This window comes from Oscillibacter sp. KLE 1745, assembly GCF_000469445.2.
Lineage (GTDB): Bacteria > Bacillota > Clostridia > Oscillospirales > Oscillospiraceae > Oscillibacter > Oscillibacter welbionis.
Genome location: NZ_KI271744.1, coordinates 31,199 through 46,056 on the forward strand (window position 1 = coordinate 31,199; position 14,858 = coordinate 46,056).

At 54.1% G+C, this 14,858-nt stretch carries 13 protein-coding genes; 9 read left to right on the plus strand and 4 right to left on the minus strand.

Going from position 1 to position 14,858, the window contains the following annotated elements; genetic code table 11:
* Window positions 1-14 precede the first annotated feature (14 nt).
* From HMPREF1546_RS12800 to HMPREF1546_RS12815, 4 genes are all read right to left on the minus strand, one after another.
* Complete coding sequence (locus HMPREF1546_RS12800) at window positions 15-359, minus strand: SEL1-like repeat protein (RefSeq protein ID WP_021750035.1); 345 nt, start codon at window positions 357-359, stop codon at window positions 15-17.
* A complete protein-coding gene (locus HMPREF1546_RS12805; protein WP_021750034.1) occupies window positions 338-802 on the minus strand; it encodes a tetratricopeptide repeat protein in 465 nt (154 codons plus the stop codon). Before HMPREF1546_RS12805 ends, HMPREF1546_RS12800 begins: the two co-directional genes overlap by 22 nt.
* Window positions 803-2,158: 1,356 nt before the next feature.
* The gene (locus tag HMPREF1546_RS12810; protein WP_021750030.1) at window positions 2,159-3,721 is read right to left on the minus strand and encodes a response regulator; all 1,563 of its coding nucleotides are present in this window, start codon (window positions 3,719-3,721) and stop codon (window positions 2,159-2,161) included.
* A complete protein-coding gene (locus HMPREF1546_RS12815) occupies window positions 3,702-5,516 on the minus strand; it encodes a sensor histidine kinase (protein ID WP_036630725.1) in 1,815 nt (604 codons plus the stop codon). The genes HMPREF1546_RS12810 and HMPREF1546_RS12815 overlap by 20 nt, the downstream gene beginning before the upstream one ends.
* 276 nt (window positions 5,517-5,792) lie before the next feature.
* Here HMPREF1546_RS12815 and HMPREF1546_RS12820 point away from each other — a divergent pair, with 276 nt between their 5' ends.
* The 9 genes from HMPREF1546_RS12820 to HMPREF1546_RS18430 form a co-directional block, all read left to right on the plus strand.
* On the plus strand, window positions 5,793-7,001 hold the full coding sequence (locus HMPREF1546_RS12820) for an ABC transporter substrate-binding protein (RefSeq protein WP_021750028.1): 1,209 nt from the start codon (window positions 5,793-5,795) through the stop codon (window positions 6,999-7,001).
* 93 nt (window positions 7,002-7,094) lie between these two features.
* A complete protein-coding gene (locus HMPREF1546_RS12825) occupies window positions 7,095-7,970 on the plus strand; it encodes a branched-chain amino acid ABC transporter permease (protein ID WP_021750027.1) in 876 nt (291 codons plus the stop codon).
* A 40-nt stretch (window positions 7,971-8,010) separates the two neighbouring features.
* Entirely contained in the window at window positions 8,011-8,988 is a 978-nt protein-coding gene (locus HMPREF1546_RS12830) for a branched-chain amino acid ABC transporter permease (RefSeq protein ID WP_021750026.1), read from the plus strand.
* Window positions 8,972-9,733, plus strand: coding sequence for an ABC transporter ATP-binding protein (locus tag HMPREF1546_RS12835; RefSeq protein ID WP_021750025.1), 762 nt, complete (start codon window positions 8,972-8,974; stop codon window positions 9,731-9,733). The genes HMPREF1546_RS12830 and HMPREF1546_RS12835 overlap by 17 nt, the downstream gene beginning before the upstream one ends.
* On the plus strand, window positions 9,726-10,448 hold the full coding sequence (locus HMPREF1546_RS12840) for an ABC transporter ATP-binding protein (RefSeq protein WP_021750024.1): 723 nt from the start codon (window positions 9,726-9,728) through the stop codon (window positions 10,446-10,448). Before HMPREF1546_RS12835 ends, HMPREF1546_RS12840 begins: the two co-directional genes overlap by 8 nt.
* Window positions 10,449-10,460: 12 nt before the next feature.
* The gene (locus tag HMPREF1546_RS12845; RefSeq protein WP_021750023.1) at window positions 10,461-11,300 is read left to right on the plus strand and encodes a sugar phosphate isomerase/epimerase; all 840 of its coding nucleotides are present in this window, start codon (window positions 10,461-10,463) and stop codon (window positions 11,298-11,300) included.
* Between the two features lie 976 nt (window positions 11,301-12,276).
* Complete coding sequence (locus HMPREF1546_RS18930) at window positions 12,277-12,441, plus strand: hypothetical protein (RefSeq protein WP_156909660.1); 165 nt, start codon at window positions 12,277-12,279, stop codon at window positions 12,439-12,441.
* A gap of 1,095 nt (window positions 12,442-13,536) precedes the next feature.
* Window positions 13,537-14,382, plus strand: coding sequence for a tyrosine-type recombinase/integrase (locus HMPREF1546_RS12855; RefSeq protein WP_021750014.1), 846 nt, complete (start codon window positions 13,537-13,539; stop codon window positions 14,380-14,382).
* A 289-nt stretch (window positions 14,383-14,671) separates the two neighbouring features.
* Window positions 14,672-14,858: zinc-ribbon domain-containing protein (locus HMPREF1546_RS18430; RefSeq protein WP_198016076.1), on the plus strand; the 187-nt coding region annotated here is incomplete at its 3' end.

Sequence of the window (14,858 nt, forward strand, 5' to 3'; positions counted from 1 at the left end):
TCCTGAAGGGGGGATCACATTCTACCGATGACCATACCGCACTGGTTCTGCGCTTCCTCATGATCGTCCGCCTTGTGGTCTAAGGCGATGCGCTTCGCCTGAAGCTTCTGCCGTCGCTTCCGGTCGATGTGCAGGTCGGTGCTGGATCGAGGCAGAGAGTGAGCCTTAAAGAACCGGCTCGTGTGGTATGGCAGGCGGGTGACTGTCAGCATCACGGGTACCAGGCGGAGGGTGTTCTGGTGTTCGATGGAGAACTGTACGTACTGGTTGCACTGGGCAACGGAGCGACTGAACCACATCATCGCCTGGGCCTGGTCACGGGGCACTCTCAGCCCCGTCAGATACAGCATGCCCAGCATATACTGAGCATGCTGATTGCCCGTCTCTGCCGATTGTGTGAACTAATCCACCGCACTCCTCCACTGAGATATTCCTTGCCTAGCCGGTAAGCGGCCAAGCGGCTCCTATTCTCCGTTGCCTGATTCAACCAGTGGATTCCTTCATCCGGATCGCGGACTTCGAGATCGTCAGAGAAAAGCAGTTTTCCCAGAGCGTACTGGGCCTCCGATAATCCCAGCTTTGCTGCCAGGGTAAGCCAGTGCTTTGCCTTCCGGCTATCTAGAATCAGCAGTGTACCACCCCGATAGAGCTGGCCCATCAGATACTGTACGCGGAGATCACCCTGTTCCACCCGCTCGATGAAAGCGGTGATGCTTCGGCTCCGGTCTTCCTGGTATCTCTGCTCCATGATGGCCTTCTTCTCCGGGGAGAGGTAGAAGGCAAATTTCTCTTTTCTGCCCATAAACTGATCCCGTCCGGGGCGTGCCCCCTATTTTCTTCTTGTGGGAGGAGCATTTTGGGGATAATGACCGCAAACGTGATCCCCGCCGACTGTTTTTGACCCCACTTTTGACACACTTGGAACCGCTGTAACTACTTGCATTGCGGGCAGTTGTGACCGGCCGGAGGTGTCACCAGCGACCCCGGCGTTTATCCTGCGTTCCTTTTCGTCCCCCACAAAGCATCTCTAAAAATTGGCTGTTCCGGTAAATCAGTTGACGCTTACACCGCCATTATACGCCAGACTTATCTGTCGTATAATGGCATCAGTTATACAAGGAGAGGTCTTGATCGTGGACGCAAAAGGCACTGATGCTTTGGCCCAGTGGTTCAGAAAAATCTATCATCCATTGGAAATGAAATCTTTTCAAATGCTCCTGGAGTTGCAGCACCGTATATTTGATCCCTAGCTTGCCCATTACAGAGGTCATCATCGTAAGTCAGCGGATGGAATACATCGCATAGATTATTTTCAACTCCCAGTCATTACAGTGGATGGCTTTTGTGATGTGGTCATCGACCTGGACTGCGTAATTGTGAACAGCATTGCGCCAGGAGACTGGTTTAGCTTTCACATATGGCCAGATGGGGGTATACAAATTTGAGGTCTGCGGCGAAGATGGCGATACCGTTTACCATCACCATCCCAATACGGACACCGCACCAGTACAGGCGGCAATTCTCAAAAGTGGAGAAAAAACTTCCGATTCAAGGTTGCTATTGATGGAGATGCTATGTACAAATTTGTAAAGCTACTGCGCCGGAAAGGACTCTTTGTTATCATAATTCCCCACCATCAGATGGAGTCCTTCCTCTCCATCTGGTGGTGAGGAATGCTTTGTCCCCTTTATGGCTATCCCTTTGACAGGGCATTTTCTGCACAAATCGCTCACAGCGTTCCAAAAGTAGTCAGGGGGACGACAGATGCGACTCTCCCCTGCCGGGGGGGGGCACAGCGGTTCACAGGGGAAAACAGGCAGTGTTTTTCTGTGGGGGGATGCATCTGGTAAGTATCACCCTCTTGATCTCCGCTGCTGGGATGAGCCTTTCTTTGGTTCGATGTATAAGCTCCTGATACAGGAGCACCGCCTCTGTCGCTTAGGGAAGTCTTTCTATTGTTTCATTACGGCGTAATTCCTGGGCCGATTCCTGGCCGTTTTGTTCTCTGACATAGCATTGGATTCCGACAGCGGACAGGGACGGTTTCCTTCTCTCTGCCTTTCGGCCTCCGGCCGTAAAGTGGGACTAAACTTTTGCCCGGAAATGTAGCCGGCGGATTGCCGGACGGGATGCTTGCTCTTGTGGGGGTTCTCTTTTCTCACAGTTCTTTTTTATCAGATTTCTGGAAGTGAATCCTCCGGTACTGGAGCGGACTGATGTCGGTGGCCTTTTTGAAGACCTTGGTAAAGTAGGCCTGATTGTTGAATCCGGTTTGTTCCGCCACATTCAGGATGGGGAGGTTGGTGGAGGCCAGCAGACGCTTGGCATTTTCGATGCGGATATGTTCCACATAGTTACCAAAGGTCAGCCCTACTTCCTTTTTAAAGAGCTGGCAGAAGTAAGAGCGATTTATGAAAATATGCTCAACCACGCCGTCCAGGGAGATTTTTTCAGCATAGTGCTCATCCACATAGGCCAGGGCGCTACGGATAGCGGGGGACAAGTCCAGCTTCCGCTGGTTCAGCGTCAGCAAAAACGTCTTCAAAAAGGTGTTGATGCCTCGCTCCAAGCCCTCTTTGGTTTCGGCATGGGTGACATCTACCAGAAGGGGGTGCAGGCCTTCCGGTTGGCTCCCGATCCCTTGTTCCTGACTCTGCCCGTGAAACGAGGTGAACAGATTCATCAGGACCAGCAGATGCGCCCGCAGGATGTCCGGGGACAGGTGGAGCCAGTGTGCCTCGCTGAGGAAGTTCTTCAGGTCAGAGGCCGCCTCCTGAGGATGATTGGCCTCCAAGAAACGCTGAATTTTGCCCTTCCACAGGGTGAAGCCGGGCATGGAATCCGCGCATTCCACATTGGCTCCGTAATATTGATAGCGGTGGCCAGCCTTTCCAACCTCATCTAGACACTTCCGCAGGTCTTCCTCCTGGCGGCAGAACTGATAGAAGTGAAATCGGATGGGAAGGTCCAAATACTTTTGAAAATTATTTTCAATAAGGCTGATGAGCTTGATGGCCTCCATCTGCTGAAACTCCGTGACAGAGTCAGAGCAACCGTAGAACAGCAGACAGTTCTCCGCTCGGTAAGGGATGGCCATACCATGCAGATTCTCAGAAAAGAGGGTCTTGGTGCAGATATCTGCGGCTTCAAAAATAGGAACATCCCCATCAGATTTGTCCTGTAGGTGCAGAAAGAGGAGCGCCGTGGTCGGCGCATCGGCAGGAAGGTTCAGCATTTCCAGCAATGCGTTCTGAGAGAGCTGCCCAGCCAGAAAATCCGTGACGGCCTTCTGTGCCCCGGAGATGGTGCGGAAATCCGGAAAGATTCCCTTGGCCAGGCTGTGCTCTACCTGAAAGTCGTTTTGCACCTTGTCCAGCAGCTGGGACAGGTCCTTGACGGTCATCTCCGCCTTTAGGATATAGTCCAGTGCACCATACTGCAGGGCCACCTTGACAAAGGAGAAATCATCATAGGAGCTGAGCACGGCAGTCCGGATCTCCGGATCCGATTCCTTCAGCTTCTGGATCAGATGTAGACCGTCCATCCGGGGCATCTTGATGTCTGTGATGACCAGTTCCACAGGCATCTTCTGGCATACCTCCAGGGCCTCCAGGCCGTCGCTGGCCTCATAGATCTGAAGCTGGTAGTCCGAGAGGCTGGAGAGCAGCATGGACAGCCAGTTCCGCAGCATGGTGTCGTCCTCAACGATCAGAATCTTCATAGGGCTTGCAATCTTCCTCCTCTTTCAATTTCGGGAGATGGATATGGACCTCCGTGCCGGTGCCCGGAACACTGGTGATATAGGCCCCATAGTGTTTGCCGAAATAGAGCTGGATGCGTTCGTTGACATTGGAAAGTCCGATGCCGGTGGAGATGGGCGAGGTTTTGGGTGCGGTCTGCCCCGGGTCAAACCCAACGCCGTTGTCACGGATGTACAGGTCCACACAATCCTCGCCGCACCGGCCCGTGATTTGAAGCAGGCAGTTTGCGGCCTTTGGCTTTAGTCCATGAAAAATCGCATTTTCCACAATGGGCTGGAGGAGCAGTTTGATGGTGTAGCATCTGCGGACTTCTGCCGTCACGTCGATCTCCACGGCAAAGGGATGTGCAAAGGTGTACTGCTGGATCCGAATATAGTCATCCAGCAACCGCAGCTCCATGTCGATGGTGACGAAACGCTGGGAGTTGGAGAGGGCATTTTTCATCAGGTGGATTAGGGAGACCACGATGTTATCTGCCCGTTCCTTGTCTCCGGAGAAGATCATGAAGCGCAGAGAGGCCAGGGTATTGTAGAGAAAATGGGGGTTAATTTGGCTCTGCAGGGCCTTGATCTCTGCGCTCCGCTTGGCTTCACTCTCCTCCACCAGCCGCTGCATCAAAAGATTGATGCTGTCCTGCATCAGATTAAAGTGAGCAGTCAACTGTCCGATCTCATTGTTGGCCGTGATAGGCAGATGGGAGTCCAAATTTCCCTTCTGCACCTCATCCATCTGCTCCCGAAGAGTTTTGATGGGAGAGATATAATGCCGGACCACCAGCGTCGTCAGGATCACGCTGACCACCAGACACACCGCCATCAGCACCAAGTATTGGAAATGTCTGCTTTCAAAGGGATGGAGAATGCTGGCGGTGTCATGGCAGTACACCAGCTTCCACTGGGGGGAGCCGATGGTATAGTAGGTGATGAGTCCTACCTGCTCCAGCCCAGCTGGGCAGAACGACCCGGAGTAGGACAGCAGCTGAGGCTGAACATCCTCCGGGAAGGAGCGGACCTGCAGATTGTCGATACTGGAGACGATCTGCATATCCCGTCCTAGAATAAACAAGCTCTGCTGATTACTGACATAGTTGCTATAGATCCGTTCGATCTCTAGCTCGGAGATCATGAGGATCAATGTCCCTGCATCGGACCAGTCTTGCCGGTCATGGAGCTTGCGGACCAGATAGATGTTGGGATATCCGTTGGTGGAGAACAGCGAATCCAAATAGGAGTCCTTTACCCACAGCTGACGGGTCTGTGTCGTGGCGAACAGCGTGCTGTACCAGTCTCGCTGGGAAAGGTTCAAATGAAAATTTTGGGAGCCGAACAGCGCATTGCCGAAGGAGGTGCCGTCCTCAGCCACTACAAGTACGGAGAAGGAACGGCCGGACATACCGGTGTTGTAGTGGTTTGAGATGTCATAGATTAGGGGTCGGACCTGGGTGGCGGTGATCCGGCCGTCCCGATAATCCAGAAGCGCGGCGTTCAGCGAATCATCCAGATAGAAAAGGTTGGAGATGGCGGCATAGCTTTTCAGCTCGGAATTGATCTGATTGGCAATCTGGACCGTGGAGTCAAAGCTGCCGTCGACCAGCTCTTCCCGGGTCATGGCGCTTTGCTGCCGCAGCGTGAAGAGTGTAAAGACCAGCGTAGGGAAGGAGATCAGGAGAATGATAACAGTCAGTTGCGACGCCAGGCTGGAGGTGAACCGCGGTAGATATTGAAAAATTGCTGGGAATTTTTTCCGCACATTCATTTTCAACTCTCCTTTCGAAGCAAAATGGCTCTGACGTCTATTATAAAAAAGCAACGTTTTACGGTAAATAGAGAAAGAGAAAATCCAGAGCGAAAAGCTACGATTTTCATAAAAAGCTAAAAATTTAACAAAATCAAACAACAAATTGTGAAGAAAAAAACGAAAAAAATGACGAAAAAAAGAAAGATAGACGTATAAACAGTTGTGCAATATTAGTAAAATAATATTGCCGGAACGATACAAGGAAAAGAAGATGATGAAAAAGGAGGAACTCACATGAAAAAAATGCTATCTATGCTTCTGGCACTGATACTGGTATTCTCCCTGGTGGGATGCAGCGGCTCTTCCGGTGACAGCGGCACCGCAGACACGGGTGGTGACAGCAGCGCGGCCGAGGAGAGCGACGTGATCAAGATCGGCCTGTACACCCCGCTGACGGGTACCTCCGCTTTGGTGGGCACCCAGGAGCAGATGGGCGTGGACCTGGCGGTCAAGCAGCTGAACGAGGCCGGCGGCGTCAACGGCAAGCAGTTCAGCGTCATTGCTTATGATGACCAATTCAACGCTGAAACCGCAGTAAAGGTGGTTACCCGCCTGACCCAGACCGACAATGTGGACGCCATCATAGGCTCTATGAGCAGCGCCAACATTCTGGCCACGGCGGATATCGTGGAGCAGGCCCAAGTCTTGGAGATTGGCTGCGGCACCAGTCCCACTTGGACCAACGCTGGCTATGAGTATGTCTTCCGCGGCACCCAGAACGCCGCCTCTTTCAACACGGGCATTGTGGAGCTGATGACCAGGATGGGCGTCACCCGCCTTGGAACCATGGTCAGCTCTACAGAGTACGCCACCACCGGATGGGCAGAAGTCAAAGAGCAACTGGCGGATACAGATATTGAAATCGTTCTGGAGACCGACTATATGGCCGGCGATACCGACTTTACCGGTCAGATCACACGCCTTTTAAACGCGGACCTGGACGGCATCCTGCTGTACGGCGCCACAGAGGATTACGGTATTGAGTGCAAGCAGCTCCGGCAGCTGGGTTATGAGGGCTACATCTACGGCTCCGAGACCTTTGCCGCCACCGATGTGCGGGAAGTGGCCAGCGATGCCGCCAATGGCGTGCTGTTTGCCTGCGGCTATGTGATCCCCGATGCCATCGAGGACGCAGCCACCGAGGAGGAGAAGGCCTTCCTGGAGGCGTTCGTGGAGGAGTACGGCGAGATGCCTGTCTCCGATACCGCCTACCGCGGCTATGACTCCATGATGCTGCTGGCTAAGGTTTTTGAGACGGCTGAGTCCATGGAGGGACCTGATCTGCGAGAAGCTCTGCTGAATGTGGACTATACCGGCATTGGCGGAAAGTTTGATTACTCCGACGGCAGCGGCGACGGCTTGGAGGGCTGTAACCTGTACGCCATTGTGGACGGCAAAAACGTGCCCTTTGAGACATTCCTAGCAGATCTTAACAATCAATAAGAAGTGAACAGGGTGCGCCCGCCGCCGTATGGGAAGCGTGTACGCGGCGGGCGCTCTTTTCCGCAATCACGGAAAAAGGAGGACTCACGATACATGATTGTGAACTTGATTATCGGCTCTCTGATGATCGGCAGCGTCTATGGAATGCTGGCTCTGGGCTACAGCCTGATTTATTCCGCATCCGGCCTGATGACCTTTACACAGGGACAACTCCTGATGTTGGGGGCGTTTCTGGGCCTACAATTTTATAAGAATATGGGGATGCCCTTCATAGTGGCATTTTTGCTGACCGTGGTGATCATGTTCCTCCTGGGGCTGGCTCTGGAGAAATTCCTGATCCGGCTCCTGTTGAACAAGGGTGCTACGTCCATTTACATCGTGCTCTCCACCATCGGCGTCTCCATTATCCTGCCCAATCTGGCTCAGGCGATCTGGGGCAGCCAGACCCAGCAGATGCCGTCCATCTTCTCTACCACCACTGTGGAGATCTTCGGCGCCCATGTGCAGCCGGAGTCCATTCTGGTGATGGTGGTGGGCTTTGCAGCCATGATCCTGCTACACTTGTTTATGACTAAGTCCCGCTTCGGCATCTCCATGCGGGCGGCCGCCATGGATCCCCTGGCCGCCAGCTCACTAGGCATCAACGTCAGCAGGACGACGGGACTCACCTGGGCCATTGCCGCGGCGCTGGCCGGCGGCATCGGGGCGCTGATGGGGCCGGTCTACGGCGTCAGCACCACTATGGGCGACATCATCGGCAACAAGGGCTTTGCTGGCGCGGTCATCGGCGGCTACGGCAATATGTACGGCGCCATCGTGGGCTCGCTGCTGCTAGGATTCATCGAGACCTTTGTGGCAGGCTATCTCACAACGACCTACAAGGACTTTGTCTCCTTCTTCCTGCTGATCATTGTCATGATCTTCCTGCCGAGGGGACTCTTCAAGGCAAAGGTCTATGACTCTGACTGATCCGGCGGGGCGACTTTTGAGAAGAGGAGGATGCACTTCTATGCAGCAAACCCAAAAGAAAAAAATCCTGACGGCCGTGGTCTGCCTGGTCCTGCTAGCCGCGGCGCTGATGGCCCTGAGAAACCAGCAGTACATACTGACCCTACTGAATTTCGTGTGTATGTATATGATCTCCGTGTCCGGCCTGGATGTCCTATTCGGTTACTCTGGACAGATCTCTCTGGGACACGCGGCGTTCTATGCCGCAGGGGCTTACACGACGGCGCTGATGACCACCAAGCTGGGGCTCTCTGTCTGGCTGACCATCCCGGCGGCCTGTGTGGTCTCTTTGATCCTGGGCATCGTTGTGGCGTTGCCGGCTTCTAAGCTGATTCACCACTTTCTGGCACTGCTGACCATCTCTGTGGGTCAGTTAGTCTACATCGTGCTGTCCCGGGCGGAGTTTACTAACGCCATGGCTGGTGTCAGCCGGATCCCGGATATCAGCATTTTCGGCTTTGAACTGGACAACAACTTCCGGTTTCTTATCTTCATGATCGTGATGGTGGCGCTGTTCCTGGTCATCAAGCAGCGGATCATAAACTCCCGGGTGGGGCGTGCGTTCCTGGCTATCCGGGAGAATCCGGTGGCGGCGGGTGGCATCGGCATCAATGTTCAGAAGTACAAGGTAATGGCTTTTGCCATCAGCGCTGTGTTTACGGGGTTTGCCGGCGCCATGTACGCGCATTTCGTGGGCTTTATCAGCCCGGAGACCTTCAATACCTCCCAGTCAGTCATGTTCATGACCATGCTGCTCTTCGGCGGGATGGGCAATTTCGCCGGGCCCCTGATCGGTGCGGCGGTGATCTCCGTCCTCAACGAAAGCCTGCAGGTGCTGGGCAGCTACCGGATGCTGGTGTACGGTGCCTTCATTCTGGTGGTACTATTGTTCCTGCCCCGGGGCATCTCCGGCATCATCGACATTATCCGGGAACTGCTACACCGAAGAAAGGGGGGGAACCATGCTGACGCTGCATGAGGCGACCATCCGCTTCGGCGGACTGACGGCTGTGGACCACGTGGGCTTTACGGTGGAAAAGGGGCAGATCTTTGGCGTCATCGGCCCCAACGGCGCGGGAAAAACGACGCTATTCAATCTAGTCAGCGGCGTACATAAGCTGAGTTCTGGCTCGATCACTTTCAACGGCAGGGAGCTAGGAAAGATGGAGCCGTATCAGATCGCCCAGGCGGGGATCGCTCGGACCTATCAGAATATCAACCTGTTCAGCAACCTGACAGTTCTGGAGAATGTCAAAAGCGGCCGCCATATCAAATCCAAAAGCGGCCTGACGGCGGCAATCTTCCGCACGCCCGCCCAGAAGAAAGAGGAGGCGGCCATCCATGAAAAATGTATGGAGCTGCTGACGTTCATGGGCTTGGAGAAAAAAGCGGACCTGCTGGCCAAGAATCTCTCCTACGGAGAGCAGAGGCGCCTGGAGATCGCCCGGGCGATGGCCAGTGAACCGCAGCTTCTACTGCTGGACGAGCCGGCCGCCGGTATGAATTCCACCGAGAAGGTGGAACTGACGGAAATGATCCGGAAGATCCGGGACGCGGGGATCACCATCCTGCTGGTGGAGCATGATATGAAGCTGGTGATGCGGGTCACGGACCGGATTGCGGTGCTGAACTTCGGCAAGATGATCGCCTTGGATGAACCGGAGGCAATACAGAATAACCCCGAAGTCATCGCGGCTTATCTGGGAGGTGGAATTAATGCCTGAAAAAATGCTGGAACTGGTGGACTACCACTTTTATTACGGACAGATCCACGCCATTAAGGGCATTTCCCTGCACGTGGACAAGGGGGAGATCGTCTCCCTCATCGGCGGCAACGGCGCTGGAAAAACTACGACCCTCCGCTCCATCTCTGGACTGCTGGGCAAGGGCGGTTCCGGTGAGATCCGCTTCATGGGGCAGAACATCGAGAAGATGAAGAGCCATCAGATCTCCAAGCAGGGGATTGCCCAGTGCCTGGAGGGGCGTCACGTGTTTGCACAGCTGAGCGTGGCGGAGAATCTGATGATGGGAGCGTTCTTGCGGCCCGCCGCAAAAGAGAGCCAGCGGGATCTGGAATACGTATACAGCCTGTTCCCACGGCTGAAAGAGCGGGAAAGGCAACTGGCGGGCACGCTGTCCGGCGGCGAGCAGCAGATGCTGGCCGTGGGACGGGCGCTGATGCAGCATCCGCAGCTTCTGATGATGGACGAGCCCTCTCTGGGTCTAGCCCCGCGGGTGATCAGCGATATCTTCCAGACGATCCAAAAGATCAACCAGGATGGTATGACCATCTTGCTGGTGGAACAGAACTCCAACGCCGCCCTCCAGATCGCCCACCGGGGCTATGTCATGGAGACCGGCAGCATCGTGCTGGAGGGCTCCGCAGAGGAACTGCGTAGCAATGGTGAGATCCAGAAGAGCTATTTGGGACAAGAGTGAGGAGGACTTGCAGTGGACAGGTTGAAATATGCCATCAGCATTACAGATGAACCCGTGGGCGTGAATACGCCCGTCATGCTCCATGGCACCTTCGGCAAGTGCTTCCGGGCGGCGGCGGACTGCGGCTATGACGGCGTGGAGCTGCAGATCAAGGACCCGGCCACCCGGAATGTGAAAGCACTTCTGGAACTGATGAAGACATATCACTTGGCAATCCCTGCCATTACCACCGGCATGGAGTATTTTGGAAATGGATTGAGCATGATCTCCGATGATCCCGACATTCAGAGAAAAGCGGTGGACCGGCTGATCGAGTACGTGCATCTGGCGGCAGAAGTGGGCGGCATGGTGCTCTTTGGCTCCATGCGGGGCGCTATTGATGACTTTTCCCGCTATGATGAGCTGGAGGCGCGTCTAATCAAAAACTTGCAGAAGGTCCAGGTGGAGGCAGAGCACCGGGGCGTGGATGTGGTGTTTGAACCCATCAATCTCTACGTCATCAATTACATCAACAGTCTGGACGAGGGCGCGGCCTTTGTGCGGAAGATGGACTCCAGCCGGTTTTGGCTGATGATCGACACCCACCATATGCGCATCCACGACGGAGATATGTATGAGGCGATTTTGCGGAACAAGGACCTGATCCGCTATGTCCATTACTCGGATGGCAATCGCTTTTATCCCGGCGGCGGAAACATCGATTTCCTTTCCTGCACAAAAGCACTGCTGAAAACGGGATATGACGGATGGGTGACCATGGAGTGTTTGGCGTTGGATGACGGTGTCCGCTGTGCTAAACGGGCGCTGGAATACAGCCAGGGCTTAGAGGCAGCATGTCGGGCGGTCTTGTGACCATTGTTTGTTCCTCAGCATGGATTTTTTAAGAAGCGCCTGGAAATAGGCAAAAAACAGAAGGATCATAAACCGGGAGGACCGTCCACTTTCCAAGAAGCGGACGGCCCTCCCGGCACATAATCGAATCAGGACGTTCCCGCCGGCTCCCCAGCGTGCGGCAGCCGCCGCGGCGGGTGAGGCGGTAGACGGGATACAGCACCGCCGACAATTCGGCGAGCACGGCGGCAGGCGGCCGTGCCAGCAAACTCGCCAGAGGTAAAAGACGGTTTAACAGATTTCACGAACTCACGCAAGCCGGGACGATCGCACGGATATGGGGCAGAGGGTACCGCCGGCCTCTGACTCGCGACCACTCAGCCAGACGGCACCCCAGGCCCCAGCCAACAAACGCATTGTTACTGGCGGCTGTGCACGGGATTTGGATATTCCAGAGATATCCTGTGGGGGACCATTTAGAAGGGCCGTGCGGGCAAAAAGCTGGACCGGAAAGGGGTAAGAATGTGCACATGCGAGGAGAATGACGAGGCGGGTTCAGTCGCGGCCGAACTTCTTGAACTCGTGGCGGCGCTGGATGATGAAATAAATTGTGGAAAGACCTTTTATTTTCAGATTCCGTATGGTATTACTCAACACAAGAGATGTACAAGGACAGTGATGGTATGGCACGGTTTGCGCTTCATGTTTGGAATGGGGATCTTGTGAAGGTACCGGTCATGATGTCCAGGGTTGCCAGACAGGACCTGGAGACCACGGTGAAGTCCCAATGACAGACCGATTGGACAAGCGAGTATATCGTGACAAGCTAGCTTACGGTGTATGCGCACAAGACTGGGGAGGGCGAACTAGTGGCCCTGGGCGCTTATGAGGTCTAGGAGGACGTCTTGGCAGTCCATATCATCTATATGGAGGGGCAGACGAGAGCAGTCCGACCTGCACCGCTGTCCCCAGGTATCGCGGCATCGGGTGGGCAATGGTGGCCTACGGCATCAAGCTGTCCGTGGAGGCCCGGTTTAACGGAGATGTGACACTGGATGCCAAGACTTCAGAGTTTGCACGGCACTACGAGCGGGAACTGGCAAAGCAGGAACTCCGGGCACAGCTAATCCGGGGCTTTTTTGACAGCAAGGTTTCCCCCTGAACTGTGCGGCAGAAGTGGCGTACAACATCAAAAGCAGAAGGATTCGAACCCGCGGCACGTGGTTTTGGAGTGGCTGTGGAAGTCTGCACGCTTAAAGCTTCCTTACTGTCCCAGACACTAGCCAACTCGCAATAGTTCGTCCTTTACATTTCTGATGCTTTATTGATGCTGTCATCCTTTCGAGCAATGCACCTGCCGCGCAGAACGATAGAGATGTCTATACTCTGCACCATAGCTTTTGTCAATCCTCTTTTTCTGCTTTTGAAGTATTTTTTTGTCCTGATTTTACCCGCACCCAGTAAATATCGACTTCGCAACCCCCGGCTTCCTATGAATGGAGGCCGGGGGTTCCCTTTCCGGCTTCTCTCGTCATCCATCCGGTTAGAGAATAACAACTCTTTTGCAACGAAAACCAGATCAAAATTTGCAGGGCAATTAAACAATAGAGGGGCCTTCCCAAACAGGGGGTATTGGAATCAAATTTTGGCATGCTAAATTAAAGAACTGAGAAAACTTTTTTGTGTAATTTCCGCTTATTTTTAGCCTTATCCTCTCGATTCCATCTCCTTTCAAGCCATCTTTGACTGCGTGATTTCCAAGTGCTCCAGCGCCGTCTGTGGCTGGTTATGTTGTCAACAAGCGGGGCTGTTGGTGAATCCAACGGCCTCGTCACTATTTTATGGCTTGCAGGGATTGTAAAGGATATTTCCATCACAGAACCACTGCAAGGTGTGCTATGCCATAAACAAGGATAGGGGTTCCTAATCAAACCTTATTTCTTTGAAAGAGCAAATCGGGAACCCGCTCCACGTTCATCCGATTTTCTACGTATTAGATCAAATTTTCCTCTCGACTTTCCGACCATCTTCCGGTATGGTTTGCTTGCCGGTCACAACGAGCAGAAGGGGATCAAAGATGCTGTAAAAATCGATTCAAAGTCAAATCATTAACCCGTGCATTATTTCCCTCTGCCGATGGGCAACCTATCCATACGGCAAGGGGAACAGGATCGTAAAAGCCCACAGCGGGATCTGCCGCTGTGGGCTTTGCTGCACCTGTAAAATAGCCATATAGAAGCATTGAGGAGGGGCTGCTATGAACAAGTATAGGCCAATATCAGAACATATCCAGGCGTATGCAAACAACCTCCGCTTGGAGGAAAAAAGCGCGGCGACCATTGAAAAATATCTCCGGGACATTCGTGGCTTCGCCCGCTGGCTGGGCGGGCGGGAGATCACCAAGGAGCAAACAGCGGCGTGGAAAGCCTATCTGGTGGAGCAGGGCTACGCCCCCGCCAGCGTCAACGCCATGCTCTCCGCCCTGAACGGCCTGCTGGACTTTCTGGGATTTGCGGACTGCCGGGTGAAATTTCTCAAGCTCCAGCGGAGAATGTTCCGGGATGACAGCCGGGACCTGACACGAAGCGACTACGACGCCCTCACCGCCGCAGCAAAATCTCAGGGCAAGGAGCGTCTGGCCCTGCTGATGGAGACCATCTGTGCCACCGGCATCCGCGTATCCGAGGTGCGGTATATCACGGTGGAAGCCGCCAAAGCGGGGCGGACGGAGATCGCCCTGAAAGGCAAGATCCGCACCATCCTTCTCCCTAATAAGCTGTGTCGCAAGCTGCTGAAGTACGCCAAACAGCAGAAGACCGCCTCCGGCGAGATCTTTCTCACCAGAAACGGGGCGCCCCTCAGCCGCCGGCAGATCTGGGCGGAGATGAAGGGGGTGTGCAAATATGTAGGGGTGGAGCCGTCCAAGGTCTTTCCCCACAACCTGCGGCATCTGTTCGCCACAGCCTTTTACCGGGCCAGCCGGGACATCGTGAAGTTGGCGGATGTGCTGGGACACAGCAGCATCGAGACTACCCGCATCTACCTCCTGACCTCCGGGGCGGAGCACCAGCGACAGTTGGACCGGCTGGGACTGGTTTCGTAATCACAGAATTCGTATTCTGACATAGTAATACGGGCGCTCAAATCATAAAACTACATACTATATGGTCATTTTACCATAACATTTCCAAAAGCACAAGCAAACCGACCGTATTTTGGCATGAAAATATAAGCCACAAAAAGGAATGCTTTTGTGGCCTGCTTTACTGCGGCTTTCTACCTGCCCTTCGGGCAATAGGAAGCCGTTTTTTCCCGCTTGGAACCTATCTGTCTACTGTGGATAAGCAAACAGAAAATGGAATACGAATTCTGTGATGAAGGGGGGATGGGCCTTGCGAATATCTCTCTATGACTACTGCGCGGAGCGAAACGAACTGGCCCTGCTGACCCAATGGCACCCGGTCAAAAACGGGCCGTTGACGCCAAGGCAGGTATCCTACGGTAGCAGACAGAAAATCTGGTGGCTGTGCCCCAAGGGGCATGAATGGCAGGCGGCGGTCTATACCCGTACCAAGGGCA